Source organism: Spongiibacter nanhainus (assembly GCF_016132545.1).
GTDB lineage: Bacteria > Pseudomonadota > Gammaproteobacteria > Pseudomonadales > Spongiibacteraceae > Spongiibacter > Spongiibacter nanhainus.
Genome location: NZ_CP066167.1, coordinates 2,281,472 through 2,306,792, shown reverse-complemented (window position 1 = coordinate 2,306,792; position 25,321 = coordinate 2,281,472). Strand labels below are relative to the sequence as shown.

The window sequence follows — 25,321 nt, the reverse complement described above, 5'->3', positions numbered from 1 at the left end:
CATTTTAGGTAAATGACTAATGAGCGAAAGCTTTGCTGAACTATTTGAAGAAAGTTTAAAAACCATCGATATGAAACCCGGTTCTATCGTGACCGGTGTTGTTATCGATATCGACAGCGACTGGGTCACCGTTCACGCGGGCCTGAAGTCAGAGGGCGTTATCCCCCGCGATCAGTTTGTCGCTGAAGGCGGCGAGTTCTCGCTGCAAGTGGGTGACGAAGTCCAGGTTGCATTGGAGTCTGTGGAAGACGGCTTCGGTGAGACACGTCTGTCACGTGAAAAAGCAAAGCGCGCCGAAGCGTGGAAGACTCTGGAAGCGGCGTACGAAGCCGAAGAGACTGTCACTGGCATGATCAACGGCAAGGTCAAAGGTGGTTTCACTGTCGACATCGACAGCATCCGTGCCTTCCTGCCCGGCTCATTGGTCGACGTTCGTCCGGTTCGCGATACTGCGCACCTGGAGAACAAAGAACTGGAATTCAAAGTTATCAAGCTGGACCAGAAGCGCAACAACGTGGTGGTATCTCGCCGCGCGGTTCTGGAGAGCGTCAACAGCGAAGAGCGCGAAGCGCTGCTGGCTTCCCTGCAAGAAGGCATGGTGGTCAAAGGTATCGTCAAGAACCTCACCGACTACGGTGCGTTTGTTGACTTGGGCGGCATCGACGGCCTGCTGCACATCACCGATATGGCTTGGAAGCGCATCAAGCATCCCAGCGAGATCGTCAATGTGGGCGATGAAATCGACGTTCGCATCCTCAAGTTCGACCGCGAGCGCAACCGCGTATCACTGGGTCTGAAGCAACTGGGTGAAGATCCCTGGGTGGCCATCAAAACCCGTTACCCCGAGAACAGCCGCGTTAAAGCGACCGTTACCAACCTTACCGACTACGGTTGCTTTGCCGAGATCGAAGAGGGTGTTGAAGGTCTGGTTCACGTCTCCGAAATGGATTGGACCAACAAAAACATCCACCCCTCCAAAGTCGTACAGGTTGGCGACGAAGTAGAGGTGATGATCCTGGATATCGACGAAGAGCGTCGCCGTATTTCTCTGGGTATCAAACAGTGCCAGCAGAATCCTTGGGATGCCTTCGGTTCTCGTTACTCTAAAGGCGACAAGATTTCCGGCGCCATTAAGTCGATCACCGATTTCGGTATCTTCATCGGCCTGGAAGGCAACATCGACGGCCTGGTTCACCTGTCCGACATTTCTTGGAACGATAGCGGCGAAGAAGCCGTTCGCGACTTCAAGAAAGGCGACGAGATTGAGACTGTCATCCTGTCTATCGACCCCGAGCGCGAGCGCATTTCTCTGGGCATCAAGCAGCTGGAAGACGATCCGTTCTCCAACTATGTGTCTCTGAACGACAAGGGCAGCATTGTTACCGGTACCATCAAAGAGGTGGATGCCAAAGGTGCAGTGATTACCCTGGCCGACGAAGTTGAAGGCGTGTTGAAAGCCTCTGAAATCAGCCGCGACCGCGTTGAAGACGCCCGCAACGTGCTGAAAGAAGGCGACAGCATCGAAGTTAAGATCATTAACGTCGATCGCAAAAACCGCGGCCTGAACCTTTCTGTCAAAGCCAAAGACATGGACGACGAGAAAGAAGCGGTGAAAGCCCTCCGCGAGAAGGAAACTGAAGCGGCAGCCCCTGCCACTATCGGTGACCTGATCAAAGCGCAAATGGACAGCAAAGACTAATTGTCCGGCGTTTTAACGGACACCGCCGCCCGGCGGTGTCCGTAACTCCTTGGCTTGTCAGGAAAAAAAAGCTAGGCTAGGCTATACAAGGTCGCCGTTAGCAGGCTGCGACCGAGCCAGAGCCAGCACCTCTCAGTTTTGTTCTCTGTCTCGGTACGCGAAGTGCTGATAACCACGGGAACAGATAATGACCAAATCCGAACTAATTGAGCTAATCGCCGAACGTCAGCCGCAGCTGTCCCACAAGGACATTGAGCTTTCTGTTAAAACGATGATTGAGCATATGTCTCAGGTCTTGGCGACAGGCAACCGTATCGAAATTCGCGGGTTTGGCAGTTTTTCCCTTCACTACCGCGAACCGCGTATGGGCCGCAATCCCAAAACCGGTGAGACTGTCCAATTGCCGGGTAAGTACGTCCCTCACTTCAAGCCGGGTAAGGAACTGCGCGAACGCGTGAATAACAGCTTGAAAGACAGTTGAGATAAGATAAGCAGCAAATATGTTCGATGGCGCAGCAAGCTCTTAGCGCCACTAAATCGCCCCTCTGGAACGTGCCCATGCGTTGGTTGAAATCTTTACTGATCCTTATTGCAGTACTACTGGCGCTGGCTGTGGGTCTGTTATTCAGTGTCGAAAACGACGCGGTAATCTCACTCAATATCCTGGTTGCCGAATTGCCCCCCCAACGCCTGTCTACCTGGATTATCGCCGCCTTTTTTGCCGGTGGTGTGGCCGGTGTGGCGGCGTCGTCGGCAGCGCTGTTGCGGGCTCAGGCCAGTAAAATCCAGCTGCGACGTCGGCTGCGCAATCTGGAATCTCGCTCTGACAGCAAATCAGTTCGCTCTCACTAGGCACGATGGATACGGCGCTGCATTTCTCTGTTTTGCTGGCCGCTGTTGTATGTGGCTGGCTGCTGGGGCGCTTGTCGAAAAAAACTGTCAAAGCGGCCCCGCGTCGGGAGAGTGCCCACTACTACCGGGGTTTGGCCTTCTTACTCAGTGAGCAACCCAGTGCTGCGGTTAATACCGTAATCGAAGAATTACCGGTCGATGAAGAGACGCTTCCCACCCATCTGGCGCTGGCCAACTTGATGCGGAGTAAGGGGGAGCTGGAATCGGCCACTCGCATTCACCAGAATTTGTTGTCCCGACCTACCTTGGCACGGGAAAAACTACACCAGGTTCACCTGGAACTCGCCAAAGACTATATCTCTGCGGGCCTATTGGACCGCGCCGAACGCCTGCTGCGGGACCTGGCCGACGAGTCTGCCAGTTACCGACTCGAGGCGCTGGAGCGGCTGCAGCATATTTACCAGTCGGAACGGGAATGGGACCGGGCCGTGGCCGTTGCGCTGCAACGTCTGCCCCGCAGAGGCTGGCTGCGCAAGGCGCGCAGCAGCAATAATAACGGCGAGGAAAATATCGAGCGCTCCCTGAGTCACTACTACTGCGAGCAAGCGGAGGCCGCTATCGCCCAGGCTGAATTTCGTGAAGCCAGACGGATATTGCATAAGGCTCGACGTCATAGCTCTGACAATCCCCGCGCAATCTTGCTTACAGCCCAACTTGCTTTGACCCAGGGAGATCCCAATTACGCGCTGCGTTTGCTACACGAACTCGCTTTGGAGCAGGGGCCCTATGCCGCCGAGATATTGCCATTGTATCGGGAGGCCTTTGCCAAGGTGGCGGATCGCCGCGCCTATATCAATGCCTTGCAACCCATCGCGGAGCAATCCACTAGCACAGCCTTGATCCTGGAAGTGGCCAGAGCACTGGAAGAGGAGAAGGGCCGGCAAGCCGCCGCAGACTTTCTCGCTCGCCAGTGTGAGTCGCGACCGACGCTGGGCTTGCTGGTCGGGCTGACCCGTTATCAACCCCAGGGCAATCCTTCGGTGCTGGCCAACACCATCGAAAATATCCAGCGTGAGCGACCGGTATACCGCTGTCGGCACTGTGGTTTTTCTGGACGTAAATTGCATTGGCTGTGTCCGAGCTGCGAGCAGTGGGGTACCATTGCGCCTATTCGAGGTACCTTGGGCGATTAGTCATCAATGAGCGTTTCTTCTCCTGTCATTATTGCGTTGGATTTTCCCGAGCTCGCATCGGTAGAGCAGTTTGTCGCGCAACTTGATCCGGCCCAGTGTCGACTCAAGGTGGGTAAGGAGCTGTTTACTCGCTTTGGTCCTGATGTTGTCCGTCGTCTACAGAGCCAGGGCTTCGAAATATTTTTGGATCTTAAATTCCACGATATTCCTAATACCGTAGCAGCGGCTGTCGCGGCCGCCGCCGATCTGGGTGTGTGGATGGTCAATGTGCATGCCAGTGGTGGCGCTAAAATGATGGCTGCCGCTCGGAAAGCACTACTGCCTTTTGGGCAGGACGCCCCTTTGCTCACGGCGGTCACGGTACTGACCTCAATGAGCTCAGAGGAGCTGAAGCACATCGGTGTACAGGCGGATGCCCAGGAGCAGGTCTCGCGCCTAGCTGCATTGGCGGCAGAAAGTGGCATTGATGGCGTGGTCTGTTCAGCCTGGGAGGTAGAGATGCTGAAACTGCAGCGGGGTGAGGATTTTGTGCTGGTGACACCGGGTATCCGGCCCGAGGGAGCGGACTCGGGGGATCAAAAGCGCATCGCTACCCCGGCGCGTGCCATTGAAATGGGCAGCCACTATCTGGTGGTCGGCCGCCCGATTACCCGCAGCGATAAGCCCATGGATGCGCTTGCAGCCATCAACCAGAGTCTGTCCTAGTCGGCCTAGTCGGTACGCCCCATAAGGGCGAACGGTGAGCCTGAACCCTCGTGCTTGTGACCCTGTTTTTGCGCAGGCATTGTCAGGTTTGACGTCTCAATTTCCCATAAATTGATGGAGCCTTCCTTTCAACCGTGGGCGCGCAGGTCAACGGTGAGCGCGCTGGGCCTGAGGGCTATCGCCACTTCGCGCAGCCTCTACTATCGAAAATGCCGATACTGAGTATATTCATATCCCGTTTTACTTATTGAAACTAAGCCTCTAGCATCACAGACTTAGTGTGTTATGTCGTGTTCAGGGCTTGGGTGCGACCATCTTCAACCGGGAAGGCTGAAAAAGTTTATGAGTCAGATTGATGTCTTTAATGGTGACGCGGACGGGCTGTGTTCGCTTCTTCAACTGCGGTTGGCAAACCCGGTGGCCAGTCAGCTGGTCAGTGGGGTAAAGCGGGATATCGCTCTGCTCAATCGCGTGGAGGCCGGTGAAGGTGATCAGCTGACCGTGCTGGATGTTTCCCTGGATAAAAATCGCGATGGCCTTCAGCGTGCACTCGACAATGGTGCCAAGGTGTTTTACGCGGATCACCACTTTGCCGGCGACATTCCTCAACACCACGCCTTGGAGGCCCATATCAATACCGCCGCCGATGTGTGCACCGCGCTCCTTATTAACGGCTATCTTAAAAACGCCTATGCCGAATGGGCGGTAGTGGGGGCCTTTGGCGACAACCTGCGCAACAGTGCTCTGAGTTTGGCGCAGCAGCACAAACTGCCGGCGGGCGACGTAGAACAACTGGAGAATTTAGGCATTTATCTTAACTACAACGGTTATGGTGCCAGTGTGGAAGATCTGCATTTCCATCCAGAGGCCCTATTTACAGAATTGTTACCCTTTTCCCGTCCCCAGGCCTTTATCAGTGACGGCGCCACCACCTTTTCTAAACTGCAGGATGGTTACAACAATGATATGGCGGCGGCAGCGGACATCGCTCCCGTCCACGCCGATGCCACCGCCGCGGTTATTGTGCTGCCCAATGCTGCCTGGGCGCGTCGGGTAAGCGGGGTTTACAGCAACGACTTGGCTAACGCCCATCCCGATCGAGCTCATGCGGTGTTAACCGAGAAAGACAACGGCAACTATCTAGTGAGTATTCGTGCGCCCTTAAATAACAAGCAGGGCGCCGACGAATTTTGCCGACGTTTTCCCACTGGCGGCGGTCGTGCGGCAGCCGCCGGTATTAATGATCTTCCCGGCGAAAACCTGGCGACCTTTGTGGACGACTTTGGCGCTTTTTATCGCGACCTGTCTCAATGACAGCCTTAACTCTCGATGCCTGGATAACCCTCGCCGTCATCGCTGGCTGCTTAGGGGCGCTGATGTTTACCCGCCGGCCGGCGGATATGGTGCTGTGTGGCGGGGTAGTTATCCTATTGCTGCTGGATGTACTCACCCCCAAAGAAGCGTTGGTTGGCATGTCCAACGAGGGCATGATTACTGTGGGTGTGCTGTTTGTGGTGGCCCAGGCGCTGTCGGAGACCGGTGTAGTGAGCTGGATATCCCAGAATATCCTCGGCCGCCCCAATTCGGTGGTGAATGCTCAGTTCCGCTTAATGGCGCCAGTTGCGGCGTTCAGCAGTATTCTCAATAACACACCGGTTGTGGCGATGATGGTTCCCGCGGTTCGGGATTGGGCCAAGCGTAACAGTCTGCCGGCCTCGCAGCTGATGATACCTTTGAGTTACGCGGCCATTATCGGCGGTACCTGCACTCTGGTCGGTACCAGCACCAATCTGGTGGTCAACGGCATGCTGCTGAGCTACGACGAGAATAGCAGTCTGGGTATGTTCGATCTGGCCTGGGTGGGCTTGCCCTGTGTCGCGATTGTGATGGCCTTTACCCTGTTCACCAGCCGATGGTTATTGCCCTTCCATCAGGGTAGCGTCGAGCGTTTTGGCGATACCCGCCAGTATATCGTTGAGATGCTGGTGGAGCCTGGTACAGCAGTTGTCGGACAGTCGATTGAATCCGCAGGTTTGCGGCAATTGCCGGGGATGTTTTTGGTGGAAATTGTCCGGGGTGAACAAATACTGACCGCGGTAACCCCGTCGGAAGTGCTGCGCGCCGATGACCGCTTGGTCTTTGCCGGTGACGTTCGTTCAGTGGTGGATCTGAAAAACATTCACGGACTTAAATTAGCAGAAGACCAGGCCTTTAAAATCGGCAAGGGCAACCACTCTCGCTGCTTGGTGGAGGTGGTGATCGCGCCTAACTTTCCCCAATTGGGGCGCTCTATTAAAGAAATGCGCTTTCGCAACAAGTACGGTGCAGCGGTTATTGCCGTTTCCCGTAATGGTGAACAAATCAAATCCCGCATTGGCGACATTGAGTTGGTGCCAGGGGATACGCTATTGCTGGAAGCCCACGATGAGTTCGTCGCCGCCCAGCGCTATTCCCGCGACTTTCTCTTAGTCAGCGAAATTGAAAACTCCCGTCCAGTCCGGCATGAGCACCGGGGTATTGCGGCAGCGATCATGGTGGCAATGGTCGCCGTGGTGGCACTGGGTTGGCTGTCTATGTTGAAAGCCGCCTTTGCGGCGGCGGCACTGATGGTGTTGACTCGCTGCATTCGCGCTTCCAACGCCCGTCGCAGCGTCGACTGGCAGGTGCTGCTGGTGATTGCTGCTTCGATAGCCCTGGGCGGCGCTTTGGAAAAAACCGGCGGTGCCGCTGTGATAGCCGAGGGGATTATTGGTGCCTCAATGGGTTCTGCCTTGGCAACCTTGGCGGCGGTCTTTGTGGTCACGGCCGTTTTTTCGGCAGTGATTTCCAATCTCGCTGCGGCAGTGATTGTCTTCCCCATTGCGCTGGCGGCCAGTCAACAATTGGATGCCAGCCTGCTGCCTTTTGCTGTAACGGTAATGATGGCGGCATCCGCCAGTTTTGCGACCCCGATTGGCTATCAGACCAACTTGATGGTGTACGGCCCCGGGGACTACCGCTTTGTGGACTTTGTCAAAATCGGCTTGCCGCTGACAGTTTTAGTCGGCCTTACCACGATTGCTGTGGTGCCGCTGGTCTGGCCCTTGTGACAGGCATCTTGTAAGCGGCATTTCGCTGCGCCTCAGGAGTCGCAGCGACGGTGCGCCAGTTCTTTCCAGGTATTGTTCTGCCGGAGTTGTCGATGATCCACAATCGAGACTTCGGCGTTCAGCGTTTTAAACCCGTTGCCGTTGAGGTGCAGGCACGCAGCTTTGGCCAATGCTTTGGCATCACCTGTGGCAGTGGTACTCAGTACCAGGTAATTGTACTTGGACCAGATGGCCTTACTGACGACGGGGCGAGCTTCGAAATAGGTTTTGAGCTGTTGGTGGGCCCTGGAAAACTCAGGCTCCGCCACAGCTTGGGTTGCCGAGAACACGGCCGGCAGTAAGGCAGCGATGGCAAGGTTGCTGAGTCGCGGCATTGCTAATTCCTAGGGAAAACGCTGTATTGGCAGTTTACATCAGGCACTTGGCTTCTCCCAGAAAAATGGTGTGAGATCCAGGATAGAGGAGTGGCCCAGAGTCAGATCTGTAAGGGATAGACTACGTGACGGTAAAGGTATGAGTCACCACTGTTTATTACAGAGGTAACAAAAAAGGGCTACATCTTTCGATGTAGCCCTTTCACTTGTATGGCTCCGCCTGCTGGGCTCGAACCAGCGACCCAATGATTAACAGTCATTTGCTCTACCAACTGAGCTAAGGCGGAACAGCGTCATCAGCTGAGGTCGCGCATATTAAAGACGTTTCCGGGGGGCGTCAACCCCCGGTTACCGTTTTTTTAAACTTGAATTCTCCTGCAATTTCCGCTGCTTAGCGTTGTCACTGTAATCGTTGAGGGTGTGGCGGGGTCAGTTACAATGGGGGTCCTTTTGCGAGCAGTGGCGAGCGGTAGTCCAGCATGAGTAAAGCGTTTCAAGTGGTATCCAAGTATGCACCGGCGGGGGATCAGCCAGAGGCGATTGCCGCCCTGGTGGAAGGGGTGAATGCCGGGCTGCATGCGCAAACGCTGCTGGGGGTGACGGGGTCGGGAAAGACCTTCACCATTGCCAATGTGGTGGAAGCCCTGCAGCGCCCTACCATTGTGATGGCCCACAACAAAACACTGGCGGCTCAGCTGTATGGGGAATTTAAGGAGTTCTTCCCCAATAATGCGGTGGAATACTTTGTCTCCTACTACGATTACTACCAACCCGAGGCCTATGTGCCGGCCTCCGATACTTTTATTGAAAAAGACGCCTCCATCAATGACCACATCGAGCAGATGCGGCTATCGGCTACCAAGGCGCTGATGGAGAGGCAAGATGCCATTATTGTGGCGTCAGTGTCGTCGATCTACGGCTTGGGGGACCCGGAGCTGTATTTTAAGATGGTGCTGCATCTGGTGCGGGGCGAGCGCATCGACCAGCGCAGCCTGCTTCGGCGGCTGGCAGAGTTGCAGTACACCCGCAACGATGTGGCATTCCAGCGGGGCACCTATCGGGTGCGTGGTGATGTGATTGATATTTTTCCCGCCGAGAGCGAGAAGCATGCGGTGCGGGTGGAGTTGTTTGATGACGAAATCGAGGCCATTAGCGGCTTTGATCCGCTCACTGGTGAATCCTACGGTCAGTACCCCCGTATCACTATTTACCCCAAAAGCCACTATGTCACCCCCAGGGAAACGTTGCTTAAGGCAGTGGATCAAATAGAGGAAGAGTTAAAGGACCGGCTTGAGCACTTGCGGGAGAAAAACCTGCTAGTGGAAGCTCAGCGATTGGAACAGCGCACCCGCTACGACCTGGAAATGATCCGCGAGCTGGGCTATTGCAACGGCATTGAAAATTACTCCCGCTACCTGTCTGGGCGGGAGCCTGGCGCGCCGCCGCCCACCTTGTTCGACTACCTGCCGGAAAATGCCCTGGTGGTGATTGACGAATCCCATGTGACCATCCCCCAGATTGGTGCCATGTATAAGGGCGACCGCTCCAGAAAGGAGACCTTGGTGCAGTACGGCTTTCGTCTGCCCTCGGCACTGGACAACCGGCCGATGCGCTTTGAGGAGTGGGAACGGTTGGTGCCCCAGTTGGTGATGGTGTCCGCCACGCCGGGACCCTATGAGCAGGAACGCTCCGCCCGCACCGTCGAGCAGGTGGTGCGCCCCACCGGGCTGGTGGACCCGCTGGTGGAGGTGCGCCCGGCGACCACGCAGGTCGACGACTTGCTGTCGGAAATCCGCCTGCGGGTCGAGGCCGAGGAGCGGGTGCTGGTGACCACACTGACCAAGCGCATGGCAGAAGATTTATCCGAGTATTTGGACGAGCACGGTATTCGCGGGCGCTATCTGCACTCAGATATCGATACAGTGGAACGGGTTGAGATTATCCGCGATCTGCGCCTGGGCAAATTCGACGTACTGGTGGGGATCAACCTGCTGCGGGAGGGCTTGGATATGCCGGAAGTCTCGCTGGTGGCGATTCTGGATGCCGACAAAGAGGGCTTCCTTCGCTCTGACCGCTCGCTGATTCAGACCATTGGTCGCGCAGCTCGCAACCTCAATGGCAAGGCCATTCTCTATGCAGACAAAATCACCGGCTCCATGCAGCGAGCGTTGGATGAAACCGAGCGGCGCCGGGAGAAGCAGATCGCCTTTAATGAAGAACACGGTATTACGCCTCAAGGGGTGAAGAAATCGGTGGAGGATATTCTGGAGGCCGGTGCGGTGCCGGGGGCCAAGCTCACCAAGCGCAAGCGGGATTCCCGCAAGGTGGCCGAGCCCAGCCAGGACTATCTCAGTGATGCCCAGTCTATGTCGCCGGCAGAGCTGTCCAAGCTGCTGAAAAAACTGGAGCAGGAGATGCAGGAGCACGCCAAGAACCTGGAGTTTGAAGCCGCGGCGCAGGTTCGGGACAAACTGGCAGAGCTCAAGCAGCATGCCTTTGTGTCGCCGGATAGTTAGCCCGACGTAGAGCTGGAAAAATCTCACGCTGACAGTCTCTTGCGAAGCGCAATAGACCTGACTATAATGCGCGCCTTTCTACAGGCACGTAGCTCAGTTGGTTAGAGCACCACCTTGACATGGTGGGGGTCGTTGGTTCGAATCCAATCGTGCCTACCAAATATAAAAAAGCCCGCTTTATGCGGGCTTTTTTGTGTCCGCTTGGCGAGACCTTGCGGCCCTGCCTCTTGCCCCCGTCCCCTGCAACCGGGATAATCCCCACCCCAAAATTTTTCTACCAACGCTAGATGTGGTCACGCGGCCTTTGGTAGGGGCCGCCACTGAAAGGAGCGCGCAATGCCGACCGTTACTTTACCGGACGCCAGTCAACGTCATTACGATAAGCCCATTACTGTTGCGGATGTCGCCGCCGATATCGGCCCCGGCCTGGCCAAAGCCACGGTAGGCGGTCGGATTAACGGTGAGCGGGTGGATACCTGTGAGCTGATTACCGGCGACGTCGAGCTGACACTGTTTACCGCCAAAGACGAAGACGGGCTGGAAATTATTCGCCACTCCTGCGCCCACCTGTTGGGCCATGCCCTCAAGCAGCTTTGGCCCGATGCCAAGATGGCCATCGGCCCCACTATCGAGAGCGGCTTTTACTACGACATCGATCTCGAACATACCCTGACCGACGAAGACCTGGACAAGCTCGAGCAGCGCATGAAAGAGCTGGCAAAAACCGGCTACCAGGTAATCAAAAAGCGGGTCAGCTGGGACGAGGCACGGGCGACCTTTGAAGAGCGGGGCGAGCCCTACAAAATGGAGATTCTCGACCGCGATGTGGCTCGGGATGACCGCCCCGGCCTCTACCACCACGAAGAATACATCGATATGTGCCGTGGGCCCCATGTGCCCAACATGACCTTTTGCAAGCACTTTAAATTGCTGCGGGTGAGCGGCGCCTATTGGCGGGGCGATTCCGACAACAAAATGTTGCAGCGTATTTACGGCACCGCCTTTGCCGACAAAAAACAACTCGCTGCCCACCTGCGAGTCATGGAAGAGGCCGCCAAGCGGGACCACCGCAAAGTGGGCAAAAAGCTGGATCTCTTCCACATGCAGGAAGAAGCCCCGGGCATGGTATTTTGGCACCCCAAAGGCTGGTCGCTGTATCAGGCCATTGAACAATACATGCGCAACAAACAGCGGGAGCACGGCTACCGGGAAATTAAAACGCCTCAGGTGGTGGATATCTCACTGTGGGAAAAGTCCGGCCACGCGGATAAGTTTAGCGACGGCATGTTCCGGCTCAGTGCCGACGAACGGGAATTTGCCGTTAAACCGATGAACTGTCCCTGCCACGTTCAGGTTTTTAATCAGGGCCTGCGCAGCTACCGGGATTTGCCGCTGCGGCTGGCGGAGTTTGGTTCCTGCCACCGCAACGAGCCCTCGGGCTCGCTGCACGGGATTATGCGGGTGCGGGGCTTTACCCAGGACGATGCGCATATTTTCTGTACCGACGCCCAGATCCAGGAAGAAGTGGCGCTGTTTATCGATTTCCTCCACGACGTCTACGCCGACTTTGGCTTTGGCGAAGTGATCTACCGTCTCTCCACGCGCCCTGAGCAGCGGGTGGGTAGTGATGCCGATTGGGACCGCGCCGAGCAGGCTTTGGCCCTGGCGCTGGATAGCAAGTCGCTGCCCTGGGAAGAGCTGCCGGGTGAGGGCGCTTTCTACGGTCCCAAGATCGAATTTTCGCTGAAAGACTGCATCGGTCGGGTTTGGCAGCTGGGCACCATTCAGGTGGATTTCTCCATGCCGGGTCGTCTGGGCGCCCAGTATGTGGACGAGGGGGGGCAACGCCAGACACCCGTGATGCTGCACCGGGCCATTTTGGGTTCCTTTGAACGTTTTATCGGTATTCTTATCGAACACTACGAGGGTGCCTTCCCGCTGTGGTTGGCGCCGGTTCAGGCGGTGGTGTGCAATATCACCGACGCTCAGGCCGAATATGTGCAAAGTGTGCAAGAATCCTTGGCGAAACACGGGTTTAGGGTCGAATCGGACTTGAGAAATGAGAAGATCGGCTTTAAAATCCGCGAGCACACTATTCAGAAGGTTCCCTATGTCCTTGTCGTTGGTGATAAGGAAGTGAAAAACCAGACTGTCGCAGTGCGCGCCCGAAGTGGTGAGGACCTGGGCTCACTTCCCCTAGAAGACGTGGTAGAACACCTTGCCAGTGGTGTGGCGCAGCGCAGTCGTGCAATTTTGGAGAGCTAGCAATTAAACGAGAAAAGTCAAAAGGGCGCAGCAAAAAAGCGCTAACAAACGATCAAATCGAAGCCGCCGAAGTTCGGCTCATTGGTGCCGACGGTGAACAGGTTGGCATCGTGCCTCTGCAAGAGGCGCTGAGTGCGGCGCAAGAAGCGAGTCTCGATCTGGTACAGATCGCCGACTCGGACCCGATAGTCTGTAAAATCATGGACTACGGCAAACATGTTTTCGAGGCCAAAAAGCAGCAAGCTGCGGCTAAGAAAAAACAGGTTCGGACCCAGGTCAAGGAAATGAAATTCCGGCCCGGGACGGATGAAGGGGATTATCAGGTAAAACTGCGCAACCTGGTACGTTTCCTTGAGCACGGGGACAAGGCCAAGGTAACCCTGCGTTACCGCGGTCGAGAGATGGCCCACCAGGAACTGGGTCTACAGTTGTTGCAGCGAGTGGAAGCAGACCTCGCTGAATACGGCGCTGTAGAGCAGTTTCCAAAAATGGAAGGCCGTCAATTAACCATGGTGATCGCCCCCAAAAAGAAAAAGCAGTGAGCTCATAGGGCCTGCTTGAATTATTGATACAAATGCGGAGTATCTAACGATGCCAAAAGTTAAAGTACACAGCGGGGCGGCAAAACGCTTCAAAAAGACCGGTAACGGTTACAAGCGTAAAAGCGCCTACAAAAGCCACATCTTGACCAAGATGACCACCAAGCGGAAGCGTCAGCTGCGCGGCACCAGCGGAGTCCACCCTTCGGACAAAGTACTGGTCGATCGAATGTTGCGCGCCATTTAATCCCGTCATCACACGTTAAGAGGAATAGACTATGCCCCGCGTAAAACGTGGTGTGACTGCACACCGTCGTCACAAGAAGATTCTCAAGCAGGCCAAAGGTTACTACGGCGCTCGTTCACGGGTATACCGCGTAGCCAAGCAAGCCGTTATCAAAGCTGGTCAGTACGCCTATCGCGACCGTCGGGTTAAGAAGCGCACCTTCCGCGCACTGTGGATTACCCGTATCAACGCGGCGTCTCGTGCCAACGGCCTGACTTACAGCCGCCTGATTGCCGGTCTGAAGAAAGCTGATATCGCCCTGGACCGTCGCGTCCTGGCCGATCTGGCTGTGCATGACAAAGCAGCGTTTGCCGCGGTCGTCGACCGTGCGAAGGCCGCCTTGGCATAATGCTTCACCAGGCCGTGCTGTTGGCGGTCGCAGTATGATGCATCGATAGGGAAAGGGCGTCCGCTCTTTCCCTATTTTGTTTCTGGAGGATGAAAATTGCCTCCGCTCAATCTCAGCGCAATATCGGGAGCGCAAGATGGAAAGTTTGCAGGGCTTGGCGGCAGAAGCCGCTGAGAAAATTGGCGCGGCAACGGACGTAAAAACTCTGGATGAGGTGCGCGTCGAGTACTTGGGCAAAAAGGGCCATATCACCGCGCTTCTTAAGGGCCTGGGGGCGCTCTCCGCCGAGGAGCGGCCTGCTGCCGGCGCTGAGATCAATCGGGTCAAACAAGACTTGGCAGAACAGATCGGCCTGCGCAAGGCAGAGCTGGAAAAGGCCGCCCTGGATGCCCAGCTGGCTGCAGAGACCATCGACGTTACACTGCCCGGACGGGGTGAGCAGGCCGGTGGTCTGCACCCGGTGACCCGGACGATAGAGCGCATTACGGCGTTCTTTGAGGGCATTGGTTTTGATGTTGCCGAAGGTCCGGAAATCGAGGACGACTATCACAATTTTGAGGCCCTCAATATTCCCGAGCACCACCCGGCTCGCGCCATGCATGACACCTTTTATGTCAAAGAGGGCACCGTGCTGCGAACTCATACCTCACCGGTACAGGTCAGGGTGATGGAGACCTCTGAGCCGCCGCTGAAGTTGATTTGCCCAGGTCGCGTCTACCGCTGTGATTCCGATTTGACCCATACCCCGATGTTCCACCAGGTCGAAGGCCTGTTGGTCAATGAGGAGGCCAGTTTCGCCGATTTGAAAGGCATGCTGGAGTCCTTCCTGCGGGCCTTTTTTGAAAAGGATTTGGCGGTGCGTTTTCGGCCGTCTTATTTCCCCTTTACCGAACCCTCGGCTGAGGTGGATATCCAATGTGTGATGTGCGGTGGTGACGGCTGCCGGGTTTGCAGTCATACCGGCTGGATCGAAATTCTCGGCTGCGGGATGGTCCACCCCAAAGTGTTTGAATACTCCAACATCGACGCCGAGCGCTATACCGGTTTTGCTTTTGGACTGGGTGTCGAGCGCCTGGCCATGCTGCGCTACGGGGTTAATGATCTGCGTTTGTTCTTTGAAAACGACGTCAATTTCCTGGCGCAGTTTAGATAGTAAATCGTTATAAAACAGATAGATAAAACTTTAATCTGGAATATTTATGAAGTTTAGCGAGCAGTGGTTGCGGGAGTGGGTGAACCCGACAGTCGATATCGACGATCTGGCCGAACAGTTGACGATGGCCGGTTTGGAAGTGGATGCGGTAGAGCCTGTAGCCGGCGAATTTAGCGATGTGGTGGTAGCGGAAATCCTGTCTGCGGAGCGGCACCCCGATGCCGAAAAGTTACAGGTTTGCCGAGTGAGCGATGGCCAAATCGAGCAGCAAATTGTGTGCGGCGCGCCCAATGCCCGCGCCGGTCTCAAGGTGGCGCTGGCCAAAGTGGGGGCGGTGCTGCCCGGCGGGCTAAAGATCAAAAAAGCCAAACTTCGCGGTGTGGAGTCCTTCGGCATGCTCTGCGCCGAACAGGAGCTGGGGATGTCAGACAGCTCTGATGGCTTGCTGGAGCTGGCGGCGGATGCACCCGTGGGTAGTGATCTTCGCCAGTACCTGAATCTCAATGACAACGTCGTCGAGCTGGGTTTGACCCCAAACCGCGCGGACTGCTTGAGTATCCACGGCGTAGCGCGAGAGGCGGCGCTGCTCAACCAAATGAGTTTTGCCGAAACGGTCACCGATAGTGTTGCCCCGGCCTGTGACGACACGCTGCCCGTCGACATTGAAGCCGGAGAGGACTGCCCGCGCTACGTCGGTCGAGTTGTTCGAGGCATCGATGTGTCGGTGCCGAGCCCCCTGTGGCTGCAGGAAAAGCTTCGCCGTTGCGGATTGCGCAGTATCGATGCCGTAGTGGATGTCACTAACCTGGTGATGCTGGAGCTGGGGCAGCCGATGCACGCTTTCGATCTGGCCAAGCTGGACGGGGGCATAGTGGTGCGTAAAGCCCGTGCTGACGAAGAGCTTACCTTGCTAGACGGCCAGTTAGTGGCACTGCGCGACGATACCCTGGTCATTGCGGATCGCAGTAAAGCCCTGGCTATGGCAGGGATTATGGGGGGTGAGGGCAGTGCGGTCGGGGCTGACACTGTCGACATCTTTCTAGAAGCGGCGTTCTTCGCGCCGGAATTGATCGCCGGTCGCGCGCGCTCTTACGGCCTGCACACCGATTCGTCGCACCGCTTTGAGCGGGGCGTGGACTACCAGTTGGCGGGCAGGGCAATGGAGCGGGCTACAGCCTTGATCGTCGACATTTGCGGTGGTCAGCCCGGTCCGGTGGTCGCCGTTGACAGCGACCATATACCCAGCCGGCCGACGGTGGAATTACGCGAATCGCGGATCGAAAAATTGTTGGGAATCAAAATCCTGGCCCACGATGTTGAAGCTATTTTGACGGGTCTGGGGATGGACGCCCAACGGACTGACAGCGGTTGGTCAGTTACACCGCCGAGCTGGCGCTTCGATATCGCCCTGGAAGTGGACTTGCTAGAGGAGCTGGCCCGCATATACGGCTATAACCGCCTGCCGGTGAGCCCGGTCCATGAAACGCTGGATATTAAGCCTCGGCCTGAATCCCGCCGGAGCATGGCAGGTCTGCGTCAGCAATTGGTGTCTCGGGGTTACCAGGAGGTGGTCAGTTACAGCTTTATCGATCCCAAGTTGCATCAAATGGTGGTCGACGATGAGCAGGCGGTCGATCTCCTTAACCCGATTTCTGCCGATATGTCTGTCATGCGCACGTCACTGTTGGCTGGCTTACTGAAAACAGCAGAATACAACAGCAAGCGCCAGCAAGATCGGCTGCGCCTGTTTGAAGTTGGCCAGCGTTTCAATGCTGATGGCGACACCATTGTGCATACTGCCTGCCTGGCCGCGCTGATCACTGGGCGGCGCCAGCCGGAAAACTGGACAGCCAGCTCAGAGGTGGTGGATTACTTTGATCTGAAAGGCGACTTGGAAGCCCTGCTGGCGGCAAACGTGGAGGTCAGTTTTGCGCGCAAGCAGTATCGCGCCCTGCATCCCGGCCAGTCGGCCGAGATTGTGGTGGCCGGGCGTTCAGTCGGGCGGATTGGTGCTGTTCATCCTCAGTTGCAAAAGTCGCTGGACTTGCCCCATGCGCTTTACTATTTTGAGATAGAGCTGGACGCCTTGGCCGCTGCGCAGGTGCCTGTCTTTACGCCGCTCTCCAAATTCCCGGAAGTGCGCCGCGACCTGGCAATACTGATAGGCCGGGATATCGAGGCCCAAGCCCTCCTCAATACGGTGGAAGCCGCAGCGGGGGAGGCCTTGGTGAACTTGAAGCTCTTTGATATTTATGAAGGTAAAGGTATTGATGCAGAACGAAAAAGCGTCGGCATAGGCTTGACCTTCCGGCATTCATCGCGCACTCTTAACGAAGATGAGGTTAATAGCGCCGTGAATGCTGTAGTGGCAGCGCTGCAGAGCAGCTACGGGGCAAACTTAAGGAATTGACATCCATGACGTCCCTCACCAAGGCAGAGATGGCCGAGCGCCTCTACGAGGAGCTGGGCCTGAACAAGCGTGAGGCGAAGGAACTGGTCGAGCTGTTTTTTGAGCAGATTCGCCTCTGTCTGGAAAATAACGAGCAAGTGAAGATCTCGGGCTTCGGTAATTTCGATCTCCGGGACAAAAGCCAGCGTCCGGGCAGGAACCCCAAGACCGGTGAGGAAATCCCCATCTCCGCGCGGAGGGTTGTGACCTTTCGGCCCGGCCAAAAACTGAAATCCCGGGTAGAGGACTATGCTGGAACCAAGCCATAACGACGAGTTACCTCCGATCCCGGGTAAGCGCTACTTCACTATTGGTGAAGTCAGTGATTTGTGCCTGGTCAAACCCCACGTGCTGCGCTACTGGGAGCAGGAATTCCCCCAGTTGGCGCCGGTGAAGCGACGGGGTAATCGACGCTACTACCAACACCAGGACGTGCTGATGATCCGCCAGATCCGCAGCTTACTCTATGAAGAGGGCTATACCATCGGTGGGGCTCGGCAGCGGCTTTCCGGCGACTCAGCCAAAGATGACGCTATGCAATCCAAACAGTTAATTAAGCAAATGTTGGCGGAACTGGAAGAGTTGGCAAAAGTTCTAAAAAGGTAGTTCACTCTGTCATGTTCTTGGGGTATGATGCTGCCCCTCATTTCGGGGCGTAGCGCAGTCTGGTAGCGCACCACACTGGGGGTGTGGTGGTCGTAGGTTCAAATCCTGCCGTCCCGACCATACAAACAAAAAAGGCCACCCAATTCGGGTGGCCTTTTTTGTTTGTGCGTCTGGAACCGTTTGGTTTTGCTCTTTAGCGAGCGCTGGGCGCGAGCGTACCCAGGTTCACAAAAAGCGGTAGCTTTTTGCCGCAAGCCGCGATAGCGGCGCAGCCCCGCAGGGGGCGGAACAGGCCCCAAGCCTGTTCCGATGCAATCCTGCCGTCCCAAGCCATATTCTGCAGGGCTCTACTCCATAAATAGGGGCCGACACTCATCTAACTTTTTCAACCACACCGTCGCAGCAAAAGTAAAGTTGGCCGTCCAATCTATGGGTATTACTTTATGCCTGCTGTGCTAGGTGCGCCCTAAGATTGTGCTCACCTACCTCTGCGGCTAGAAGAGATAGGTTAGGAGCTGCATCAAAATGTGACGCCTGTCACTATAATCAATACGTAGTTTTGCGTATCATCCTCTCGACGCTATAGATCACGGGGACGTAGACGCCCCGGTTTGAAAAGCAATAACACGTGAAAACGTCTGGAGGACATGCTGTGAAGTTTAAATCATTTAAAAATCTCGCTCTGGCTAGTGCAGTGGCAACTGCCTCATCTGCCAGCATGGCGGCGGGTCCGTTGGCGGTAATTATCGCGCCACTTCAGGACGCGACTGCCGGTACCCCTGCGGAAGCACTAATTGCTCCTCTGGTGTTGATCGACGACGCCCTGGCAGGCGCTGGCGGCGGCGGTTTGCCCGGTCTGGATGCTCTGCCTCTGCCCATGCCTGGTGGCGACGGTGGCGGTCTGCCTGGCCTGGATGCTCTGCCTCTCCCCATGCCCGGCGGTGACGGTGGCGACAACCCCGCCGCAGCGCTGGCGGTGATCCCTGTTATCGGCCCAATTATCGCCGATGCGGCTGCCGGCGGTTTCCCGCCTGAGCTGCCCGGTGGTGGCGGTGGTGATAACCCCGCAGCAGCCTTGGAAGCGATTCCTGTACTGGGTCCGATCCTGGCTGACGCAGCGGCTGGTGGCGGCGGTGGTGCCGGTGGCTTTGAAGACATGGCTGCGCCGCTGTTCGCATTGACTGCGACCGTAGACCAATTGACTGACGATTTGGCCGGTTCGCCTCGCGGCAGTGAAAGTGTCACTGATGCACTGACTGATGTGATCGATGCGCTCCCCAGTGCCGATCCTGAAACGATTCAGGGCGAGGCGATGGAAGTTGCTGATTCGATCCAGATTTTGGCTGAACACCTGCAAGAAAACCTGATGGGCTTGGCCCCTGAAGGTTCCGGCGGCGATAACCCTGCTGCGGCTCTGGAAGCCATCCCTGTTCTAGGCCCGATTTTGGCCGATGCGGCGGCTGGTGGTTTCCCACCTGAATTGCCCGGCGGTGGCGGCGGTGACAACCCCGCAGCAGCCCTGGAAGCAATTCCCGTCCTGGGTCCCATTCTGGCCGATGCGGCGGCTGGTGGTTTCCCACCTGAATTGCCCGGTGGCGGCGGTGGTGACAACCCCGCAGCAGCCCTGGAAGCAATTCCCGTATTGGGTCCGATCCTGGTGGGTTTTGTAGACGGTGGTTTCCCACCTGAGTTGCCGGGCATGGACGGCGGTTCCGGTGGTATGCCTGGTGTAGACGCTCTGGAAGGCATCCCTGTCCTGGGTGCGCTGCTGGTTGGCTTCATCGAGGGTGGCTTCCCACCCGAAGGTCTGCCCGGCTTGGATGCTCTACCTCTGCCAGTCTAAATGGCCTTGCAGCGGGCGGCGCTATCCGCCCGTTTGTTTAAGAAAAGCCAGCTCCACGGGGCTGGCTTTTTTATGGCTACAGATATCCAAAATCAGTGAGCTGAGTTCGGAAAATGCGGGTCGCTATTTTAATATGGCTGTGCCAAGCTTGAAGAAACTACATGAAGTACGGGACGTATGAGGCCTGTTTTTGTGATAAAGACATTGGTCACTCAAAGGTTCAGGCAAGCGCTGTTGTGCGGCCTGGCCTATGGGGTATGTCTGTCGCCTGCCTCGGCTCAACTGCTGTCTGTGAACGCTTTGGGCCTGTCTCTGTCTGTGACCGATTCTTTATCTCTTGCCAGTAACGACTCAGTGCTTAGCGTTGACGTTCTCAATGGCGACACCCTGCTAGGGGTGGGCGTAGCGGGCCAGGATATCCTTTTACTGGGTGCGCCCAGCAATGGCAGCAATGACGATTTGCTCAGCGATCCCTTGGCGCCGATTCTCGACGGTATTTCTGGTGACAGCTCGGTGCTGGAGTTTCTCGAGGACAGTGATCTCGACAGTGTTTTAATGCCCGAAGTTCTGACCATTGAACTGCCCTCAGGCGGCGGCTCATCGGCCCCGGAAGAGGCAACAGACAGTCGACAAAGCGCCGTAGATGACCCCGATACTGATACGCCTTCCCTGGCAAAAGACAGTGCCTGTAATGATGCCGACCACGATGGGGTCTGCGATGGCCGCGATCAGTGCAAGGATACGCCCCGCAATGCGCTGGTTTTGCCCAATGGCTGCCACCTTGATGATTTAAGCCCGCTGCGTCTGGAGGGTGTTACCTTTGCGCTGGACACGGCACTGCTTACGGCGTCGTCGGCAACTGTGCTGAAACAAGCCGCCTGGCTGCTAAAAAGTGAGCCGGGACTGCGTGTTGAGGTGGCCGGCCACACTGACGATCAGGGTGCAGAGGACTACAACCTCAAATTGTCCAAGCAGCGCGCGCAAGCGGTGGCTGAATATTTGATTGCGGAAGGTGTGAAAGCATCTCGCCTTAAGGTGGTGGGCTATGGCGAAAGCGAGCCCGAGATCCCCGTCGCGGGTCTTTCTGGCGAGGCCTTGGATAAAGCGCGAGCCACCAACCGCCGTGTCGAGCTGCGGCGTCTGTAAATCCGTAAGAGAAGTGAGGGCCGCAATCCTTTCTTCCACTTGCTTTGCCATTGGCCAGGCTTGTCAGTAGCCTGAAATGCTGGGGCTTCTTATACAGAGTCGACTCAAAGCTTGCCTGCGCTGGGCTTGGCAAAGCACACTGTGACCCGGCAGCCTCCAAGCGGGCTCTTAGTAAAACTCAGCCGGGCCTTGTAGCTGTCGACGATATCCCTGACTATCGCTAACCCCAGGCCTTGTCCCTGACCATATTGATCGCCGCGCTTGCCCCGCGCGGTAATCTGCTCGGTTTGTTCCTCGCTGATGCCATCGCCGTCGTCATCGATGGTCACCACCACCTCGGTGTCTTGCTGGTAAGCATGCAGACTGATGGTGCACCGGCAGGCTTTACAGGCATTGTCCAAAACATTGCCAAACAACTCCATCGCGTCTTGCTCATCGATCGGTGCGGTGAGATTTTCCGGTATGTCTATTGTGATCTGTGGGGCTTTGTCCCGATACACCTTGTCCAGGGTGCGACACAGCCGAGTGAAGAGGGGGGATAGCGCCGTCCGCTGTCTCAGGCCTTGCTGGCCAGTGGAAACAGCGCGTTTTAGCTGATAGCTGATGATGCGATCCATGCGGTCGAGTTGTTCCGCCCGCTCCGCTGAATCGTTGGTGCCCCGCAGTACGGCGAGGGGGGTTTTCAGGCTGTGTGCCAGATCGGCGAGGGTGTTGCGATAGCGCTCCCGCTGGCGTTGTTCTTTGTCCAGCAGCAGATTCAGATTAGCGGTGATGCCGCGCAATTCCCGGGGGTAATTATCCGCCAGGGTCTCTGTGGCGCCCTGTTCCAGCTGCTGTAAGTCTCTCGCCAGCTGTCGCAAGGGCCGGAGGCCCCAAATGAGAATGCCGCCTGAGATCACCAGAAACAGCAGCAGTGCCAAACTCATCCACAGAACCAGTCGCCAGCGAAATTGCTGCTGCTCTGCATTTAAGGGTTGTTGGTCGGTATACAAAGAGAACAGCAGGGGCGTTGTACTGCCATCCTCATCCTCCCAAACCACGTGATAGAGAAAACGGAAGGACGGCGTTCCGTCGACCACTGTGGTATCGAAGCGCTCCTGCCCTGCAGCCGGTGGCGTGGTCTCGGTTGGTAAGTTGATGGTGTCACTGGACAGGGACTGCCAGAGCGTTTCGCCACCGGGAATGGTGATTCTGGCATAGAGGCCGGAGCGGAACTGCCAGAAGCGCGGCTCCTGTAAGCGTTCGCCCATCTCCAGGTCGCCGTCCCGCCACTCGATGGCGCCCAGAAGGCCAAAAAACTGCAGTCGCATGCGGTCTTGCTCAGCTTTAAGCAGACTGCTGGTGTGGGCGCGGTCAATGGCGATGCCAGTGAAGGCCAGCAGCAGTGGCATCGCCACCAGCATGGCGACCAGTAGGCGGCCGCTTAGGGAGTAGGGGCGGTTGGCGCGGCTCAAGTGGCGGAGGATTCCCGGAGTTCAAAACGGTAGCCCCGGCCCCTCAGCGTCGTTATCGGCTTTAGGGTGTTGTCCGGATCGAGTTTTTTACGCAGCCGGGCGATAAAAACTTCGATGACGTTGCTGTCCCGGTCGAAATCCTGGTCGTAGAGGTGTTCAGTTAGGTCGGTCTTGGATACCACTTCGCCGCTGCGCATGGCCAGAAACTCCAGCGCGTTGTATTCGAAAGCGGTCAGATCCAGCGCTCGCTCGGCCACCTGGGCGTGCTTGGCTCGGGTATCGATTTGCAGATCACCAAAACGCAGAACAGGGCTGGCAAAGCCGGCGGAGCGCCTGATCAAGGCATTGCTGCGGGCCAGGACCTCTTCGATTTGAAATGGCTTGGCCACATAGTCGTCGGCGCCGGCTTCCAGGCCGGCGACTTTGTCTTGCCACAGGCCCCGCGCGGTGAGAATCAGCACCGGAAAGTTGCGGTTTTCTTTGCGCCAGGTCTCAATAACACTGATACCGTCAACTTCGGGGAGGCCCAGGTCCACCAGCGCTAGGTCGTAGGGGTATTCCTGGCCCAGATAGAGGGCTTCCCGCCCATCTGCGGCGGTGTCGCAGGCAAAGCCTGCGTCGCTAAAGGACTGTTTGAGTTGGTCCAGTAACGTCGAATCGTCTTCCACCAGGAGCACTCGCATAAGCGTTTTCCTTATTTTTGAATCCGCGAAGCCTTACTTGCCATCAATGATGACGTGCTTGATTTTGCCGTTGTCCTTGAGGATGCGGACCCGATAGGCCACCCCAGATCCGGTTTGGATTTGGGTTGCCCCCACCGCTCGGCCCCCGTAGCGACGCTCAGCGATATCGATGGCCTCCCGCGCTGTGAGCGACGACCTTAAATCGGGGGTGTGCAGCGGCGAGCTTAGCCCGCGCTTGGGCAGCCCTCCACCCAGGTCTTTCAGCAGCGGGTTGGCGGCGGCGCTGGCGCTGGCAAGAGCGACAACGAGCGGTAAACTGCAAAGTAGTGCACGTGACATCATAGTGTGTCTAACTTACCCCAGCGGGCGGACTTGAACTTCGATTTCCATTTCTCTACCGGGATTATAGGGCATGCGGGTGTGGTAAATCTCGCCGTGATAGCGGTATTCCACATCGTAACCGATGAGTTCCTGGCGCTGCTCAAAGCGGTCACGGGATTCGCAGCGTTGCACGGTCTCATAATGACGCTGATTATGTCCACGCTGTCGGGCGATATCGTTGCCCAGTGAGGCACCCAATGCTGCACCTACTACTGTGCCTACCCGTTTGTTGCTCTTCTTGTGGCCCAGTTCATTGCCCAGTGCACCGCCAATAATGGCGCCGAGAATTGGGCCAGTGGCACTGCGTCTGCGTTCGATAGCCACGGTCTCATTCCAACAATGTTGCTCGGGGATACGCACGGATATTTGCTCGTAAATGGGTTCGACATGGGTTACTTTGGCTACCTGCGTCCGGCTGTCAAAATACTCGGCGCTGGCAGCGCCGCAGGTCACTGATAACAATACAGCAATGCAATACCGTTTCATGGGGATCTCCACATCCAATGAAGTCAGCCTCAAATGTACGCCAGTGTGGATGAACCGAAACTGAACTGACCCTGTTGCATTGACTCCGCGATCGAATGAGGAAGAAGCGTGAAACTTTATACTTTTGATATTGCCCCGAATCCTCGGCGAGTGAGTTTGTTCCTTAAGGAAAAAGGGGTGTCTCTGGATACGATACCCGTGGATTTGGGCAAAGGAGAGCAGTTTTCCTCGCCGTTGATTGATGTCAATCCCGACAGCACTGTGCCGACCCTGGTGTTGGACGATGGCACCGTGCTGACCGATGTGATTGCTATTTGCCTGTATCTGGAAAGCCTCTATCCCGAGCCCCCTTTGTTTGGTCAAACTCCACTGGAGCAGGCGCAAATCGTCGGTTGGTGTCATCGGATTTATATAAACGGTCTTGGGGCGGTGGCCGAAGTGCTGCGCAACAAAAGCGAGATGTTCAAGGGGCGAGCGCTGCCCGGTGCCGTGCCGCTGCCGCAAATTCCCGAGCTGGCAGAGCGTGGCAATGCTCGAATCGGCGCATTTTTTGAGGCCATGGACAAAGTGGTGGCCGAGAAGGATTACCTGGTTGGGGACCGGCTGTCTCAGGCTGATATCGACCTCTATGCCTCACTGGGTTTTTGCGGCTGGGTTCAGCGCGCCGTGCCGGAGGAATGTCAGGCATTAACGGCGTGGCTGGCCACTATGAAGTCCCACTTCGGCGAATAATCACCCGCCTTCCGGCGCTGCACTGCCTGTGTCAGCGCCCGGTTCGTGCTCTTAGCGCTCACAGGTCGAGGTAAACGCGGATCCCGCTTTTAGTGTGGTGGCGACCGTGTCCGCAGTAGCGATCGTGGCGATGGTGTCGGCTGTGCCGGTCCCAGCGGTGATCGCGTACGTAGCCGTGGTGCCGGTGATAACCACGGTGCCCGGAGTAGTGTCTTTTCGGCGGATGGTGCCGCCAGTGGGTTCTGGTGTGATACTGCGTCGAATAGTGACGCTGCGGTGACCGGTAGTAGTGTTTGCCGCCGGCGTGAACCCGCAGCTGATGGCTGTAATCGCCGCTAACACGGCGCTCTTGTGGGTGTCCCGCGTAGGATTGGCTGGCCGCCAGAACCATAAAGATGGCGGCGAGAAGGTGGACCTTAGTCATGGCGTCGCTCCCGGTGTTATCTTCCTGATTGACGCTCCCAGAGTATTTCCCCAGACGTGAATATAAGCTTAATGAGGGAGGTGCCGGGGTTGGCAAC

25 protein-coding genes and 3 tRNA genes are annotated in these 25,321 nt (G+C 56.6%); 21 read left to right on the top strand and 7 right to left on the bottom strand.

From position 1 onward, the window contains the following. Positions 1-19: 19 nt before the first annotated feature. The 7 genes from rpsA (at position 20) to I6N98_RS10580 (ending at position 7,538) form a co-directional block, all read left to right on the top strand. Entirely contained in the window at positions 20-1,699 is a 1,680-nt protein-coding gene (gene rpsA / locus I6N98_RS10610; RefSeq protein WP_198568338.1) for a 30S ribosomal protein S1, read from the top strand. 187 nt (positions 1,700-1,886) lie between these two features. After that, complete coding sequence (locus I6N98_RS10605) at positions 1,887-2,180, top strand: integration host factor subunit beta (protein ID WP_198568337.1); 294 nt, start codon at positions 1,887-1,889, stop codon at positions 2,178-2,180. Between the two features lie 77 nt (positions 2,181-2,257). Then, the gene (locus tag I6N98_RS10600) at positions 2,258-2,551 is read left to right on the top strand and encodes a lipopolysaccharide assembly protein LapA domain-containing protein (protein WP_198568336.1); all 294 of its coding nucleotides are present in this window, start codon (positions 2,258-2,260) and stop codon (positions 2,549-2,551) included. 5 nt (positions 2,552-2,556) lie between these two features. Next, entirely contained in the window at positions 2,557-3,744 is a 1,188-nt protein-coding gene (locus I6N98_RS10595; protein WP_198568335.1) for a lipopolysaccharide assembly protein LapB, read from the top strand. Positions 3,745-3,750: 6 nt separating this feature from the next. Next, on the top strand, positions 3,751-4,449 hold the full coding sequence (pyrF, locus tag I6N98_RS10590) for an orotidine-5'-phosphate decarboxylase (protein WP_198568334.1): 699 nt from the start codon (positions 3,751-3,753) through the stop codon (positions 4,447-4,449). Positions 4,450-4,791: 342 nt separating this feature from the next. Further along, positions 4,792-5,763, top strand: a complete 972-nt coding sequence (locus I6N98_RS10585) for a DHH family phosphoesterase (RefSeq protein WP_198568333.1) — start codon at positions 4,792-4,794, stop codon at positions 5,761-5,763. Continuing rightward, positions 5,760-7,538 carry an SLC13 family permease gene (locus tag I6N98_RS10580; RefSeq protein ID WP_198568332.1) on the top strand — a complete coding sequence of 593 codons (1,779 nt, stop codon included), beginning with the start codon at positions 5,760-5,762 and terminating at the stop codon, positions 7,536-7,538. Before I6N98_RS10585 ends, I6N98_RS10580 begins: the two co-directional genes overlap by 4 nt. Before the next feature lie 32 nt (positions 7,539-7,570). Here I6N98_RS10580 and I6N98_RS10575 read toward each other — a convergent pair whose 3' ends face one another. Both I6N98_RS10575 and I6N98_RS10570 read right to left on the bottom strand, forming a co-directional pair. Continuing rightward, positions 7,571-7,912, bottom strand: coding sequence for a hypothetical protein (locus I6N98_RS10575; protein ID WP_198568331.1), 342 nt, complete (start codon positions 7,910-7,912; stop codon positions 7,571-7,573). 211 nt (positions 7,913-8,123) lie between these two features. After that, positions 8,124-8,199 (bottom strand) — tRNA-Asn (locus tag I6N98_RS10570). Between the two features lie 192 nt (positions 8,200-8,391). On the opposite strand from I6N98_RS10570, the gene uvrB reads away from it, so the two are divergent. The 13 genes from uvrB (at position 8,392) to I6N98_RS10505 (ending at position 21,064) form a co-directional block, all read left to right on the top strand. Further along, positions 8,392-10,428 carry an excinuclease ABC subunit UvrB gene (gene uvrB, locus I6N98_RS10565; RefSeq protein ID WP_198568330.1) on the top strand — a complete coding sequence of 679 codons (2,037 nt, stop codon included), beginning with the start codon at positions 8,392-8,394 and terminating at the stop codon, positions 10,426-10,428. Between the two features lie 82 nt (positions 10,429-10,510). Next, positions 10,511-10,587: transfer RNA gene (locus I6N98_RS10560), tRNA-Val, on the top strand. A 177-nt stretch (positions 10,588-10,764) separates the two neighbouring features. Beyond that, entirely contained in the window at positions 10,765-12,693 is a 1,929-nt protein-coding gene (gene thrS / locus I6N98_RS10555) for a threonine--tRNA ligase (RefSeq protein WP_198568329.1), read from the top strand. Positions 12,694-12,695: 2 nt separating this feature from the next. Further along, positions 12,696-13,235 (top strand): translation initiation factor IF-3, encoded by a 540-nt coding sequence (infC, locus tag I6N98_RS10550; protein ID WP_198571622.1) that lies wholly within the window; start codon positions 12,696-12,698, stop codon positions 13,233-13,235. Between the two features lie 49 nt (positions 13,236-13,284). Continuing rightward, positions 13,285-13,479: a 50S ribosomal protein L35 gene (rpmI, locus tag I6N98_RS10545; protein WP_198568328.1), complete on the top strand. Its 195-nt coding sequence runs from the start codon at positions 13,285-13,287 to the stop codon at positions 13,477-13,479. 31 nt (positions 13,480-13,510) lie between these two features. Beyond that, entirely contained in the window at positions 13,511-13,867 is a 357-nt protein-coding gene (rplT, locus tag I6N98_RS10540; protein WP_198568327.1) for a 50S ribosomal protein L20, read from the top strand. 136 nt (positions 13,868-14,003) lie between these two features. Then, complete coding sequence (pheS, locus tag I6N98_RS10535; RefSeq protein ID WP_198568326.1) at positions 14,004-15,020, top strand: phenylalanine--tRNA ligase subunit alpha; 1,017 nt, start codon at positions 14,004-14,006, stop codon at positions 15,018-15,020. Between the two features lie 46 nt (positions 15,021-15,066). After that, complete coding sequence (pheT, locus tag I6N98_RS10530) at positions 15,067-17,430, top strand: phenylalanine--tRNA ligase subunit beta (RefSeq protein WP_198568325.1); 2,364 nt, start codon at positions 15,067-15,069, stop codon at positions 17,428-17,430. Positions 17,431-17,435: 5 nt separating this feature from the next. Beyond that, positions 17,436-17,738, top strand: coding sequence for an integration host factor subunit alpha (gene ihfA, locus I6N98_RS10525; RefSeq protein ID WP_198568324.1), 303 nt, complete (start codon positions 17,436-17,438; stop codon positions 17,736-17,738). Further along, entirely contained in the window at positions 17,719-18,075 is a 357-nt protein-coding gene (locus I6N98_RS10520) for a MerR family transcriptional regulator (RefSeq protein WP_198568323.1), read from the top strand. The genes ihfA and I6N98_RS10520 overlap by 20 nt, the downstream gene beginning before the upstream one ends. Before the next feature lie 43 nt (positions 18,076-18,118). Continuing rightward, positions 18,119-18,195: transfer RNA gene (locus I6N98_RS10515), tRNA-Pro, on the top strand. A gap of 532 nt (positions 18,196-18,727) precedes the next feature. Then, positions 18,728-19,918, top strand: coding sequence for a hypothetical protein (locus I6N98_RS10510; RefSeq protein WP_198568322.1), 1,191 nt, complete (start codon positions 18,728-18,730; stop codon positions 19,916-19,918). Positions 19,919-20,236: 318 nt separating this feature from the next. Beyond that, the gene (locus tag I6N98_RS10505) at positions 20,237-21,064 is read left to right on the top strand and encodes an OmpA family protein (RefSeq protein WP_198568321.1); all 828 of its coding nucleotides are present in this window, start codon (positions 20,237-20,239) and stop codon (positions 21,062-21,064) included. Positions 21,065-21,168: 104 nt separating this feature from the next. On the opposite strand, the gene I6N98_RS10500 is transcribed toward I6N98_RS10505, so the two are convergent. The 4 genes from I6N98_RS10500 to I6N98_RS10485 are packed head-to-tail and all read right to left on the bottom strand — an operon-like array spanning position 21,169 to position 24,068. Then, positions 21,169-22,518, bottom strand: coding sequence for an ATP-binding protein (locus I6N98_RS10500; protein WP_198568320.1), 1,350 nt, complete (start codon positions 22,516-22,518; stop codon positions 21,169-21,171). Next, a complete protein-coding gene (locus I6N98_RS10495) occupies positions 22,515-23,201 on the bottom strand; it encodes a response regulator transcription factor (RefSeq protein WP_198568319.1) in 687 nt (228 codons plus the stop codon). The genes I6N98_RS10500 and I6N98_RS10495 overlap by 4 nt, the downstream gene beginning before the upstream one ends. A gap of 33 nt (positions 23,202-23,234) precedes the next feature. Then, the gene (locus I6N98_RS10490; RefSeq protein WP_198568318.1) at positions 23,235-23,543 is read right to left on the bottom strand and encodes a PepSY domain-containing protein; all 309 of its coding nucleotides are present in this window, start codon (positions 23,541-23,543) and stop codon (positions 23,235-23,237) included. Between the two features lie 12 nt (positions 23,544-23,555). Then, the gene (locus tag I6N98_RS10485; RefSeq protein WP_198568317.1) at positions 23,556-24,068 is read right to left on the bottom strand and encodes a glycine zipper 2TM domain-containing protein; all 513 of its coding nucleotides are present in this window, start codon (positions 24,066-24,068) and stop codon (positions 23,556-23,558) included. 108 nt (positions 24,069-24,176) lie between these two features. Between I6N98_RS10485 and I6N98_RS10480 the strand changes: the two genes are divergently transcribed. Further along, positions 24,177-24,800, top strand: a complete 624-nt coding sequence (locus I6N98_RS10480) for a glutathione S-transferase family protein (protein ID WP_198568316.1) — start codon at positions 24,177-24,179, stop codon at positions 24,798-24,800. 58 nt (positions 24,801-24,858) lie between these two features. On the opposite strand, the gene I6N98_RS10475 is transcribed toward I6N98_RS10480, so the two are convergent. Next, the gene (locus I6N98_RS10475; protein WP_198568315.1) at positions 24,859-25,224 is read right to left on the bottom strand and encodes a hypothetical protein; all 366 of its coding nucleotides are present in this window, start codon (positions 25,222-25,224) and stop codon (positions 24,859-24,861) included. Between the last annotated feature and the right edge of the window lie 97 nt (positions 25,225-25,321).

What these genes read in the sequence shown, in the direction of transcription:
- I6N98_RS10605 (WP_198568337.1), top strand. Translation starts at nt 1,887, where the DNA reads ATGACCAAATCCGAACTAATTGAGCTAATCGCCGAACGTCAGCCGCAG.
- I6N98_RS10585 (WP_198568333.1), top strand. Translation starts at nt 4,792, where the DNA reads ATGAGTCAGATTGATGTCTTTAATGGTGACGCGGACGGGCTGTGTTCG.
- I6N98_RS10475 (WP_198568315.1), bottom strand. Translation starts at nt 25,224, where the DNA reads ATGACTAAGGTCCACCTTCTCGCCGCCATCTTTATGGTTCTGGCGGCC.
- pyrF (WP_198568334.1), top strand. Translation starts at nt 3,751, where the DNA reads ATGAGCGTTTCTTCTCCTGTCATTATTGCGTTGGATTTTCCCGAGCTC.
- rpsA (WP_198568338.1), top strand. Translation starts at nt 20, where the DNA reads ATGAGCGAAAGCTTTGCTGAACTATTTGAAGAAAGTTTAAAAACCATC.
- I6N98_RS10600 (WP_198568336.1), top strand. Translation starts at nt 2,258, where the DNA reads ATGCGTTGGTTGAAATCTTTACTGATCCTTATTGCAGTACTACTGGCG.
- I6N98_RS10520 (WP_198568323.1), top strand. Translation starts at nt 17,719, where the DNA reads ATGCTGGAACCAAGCCATAACGACGAGTTACCTCCGATCCCGGGTAAG.
- I6N98_RS10575 (WP_198568331.1), bottom strand. Translation starts at nt 7,912, where the DNA reads ATGCCGCGACTCAGCAACCTTGCCATCGCTGCCTTACTGCCGGCCGTG.
- ihfA (WP_198568324.1), top strand. Translation starts at nt 17,436, where the DNA reads ATGACGTCCCTCACCAAGGCAGAGATGGCCGAGCGCCTCTACGAGGAG.
- I6N98_RS10485 (WP_198568317.1), bottom strand. Translation starts at nt 24,068, where the DNA reads ATGAAACGGTATTGCATTGCTGTATTGTTATCAGTGACCTGCGGCGCT.
- thrS (WP_198568329.1), top strand. Translation starts at nt 10,765, where the DNA reads ATGCCGACCGTTACTTTACCGGACGCCAGTCAACGTCATTACGATAAG.
- uvrB (WP_198568330.1), top strand. Translation starts at nt 8,392, where the DNA reads ATGAGTAAAGCGTTTCAAGTGGTATCCAAGTATGCACCGGCGGGGGAT.
- I6N98_RS10595 (WP_198568335.1), top strand. Translation starts at nt 2,557, where the DNA reads ATGGATACGGCGCTGCATTTCTCTGTTTTGCTGGCCGCTGTTGTATGT.
- rplT (WP_198568327.1), top strand. Translation starts at nt 13,511, where the DNA reads ATGCCCCGCGTAAAACGTGGTGTGACTGCACACCGTCGTCACAAGAAG.
- I6N98_RS10580 (WP_198568332.1), top strand. Translation starts at nt 5,760, where the DNA reads ATGACAGCCTTAACTCTCGATGCCTGGATAACCCTCGCCGTCATCGCT.
- rpmI (WP_198568328.1), top strand. Translation starts at nt 13,285, where the DNA reads ATGCCAAAAGTTAAAGTACACAGCGGGGCGGCAAAACGCTTCAAAAAG.
- pheS (WP_198568326.1), top strand. Translation starts at nt 14,004, where the DNA reads ATGGAAAGTTTGCAGGGCTTGGCGGCAGAAGCCGCTGAGAAAATTGGC.
- I6N98_RS10490 (WP_198568318.1), bottom strand. Translation starts at nt 23,543, where the DNA reads ATGATGTCACGTGCACTACTTTGCAGTTTACCGCTCGTTGTCGCTCTT.
- I6N98_RS10495 (WP_198568319.1), bottom strand. Translation starts at nt 23,201, where the DNA reads ATGCGAGTGCTCCTGGTGGAAGACGATTCGACGTTACTGGACCAACTC.
- pheT (WP_198568325.1), top strand. Translation starts at nt 15,067, where the DNA reads ATGAAGTTTAGCGAGCAGTGGTTGCGGGAGTGGGTGAACCCGACAGTC.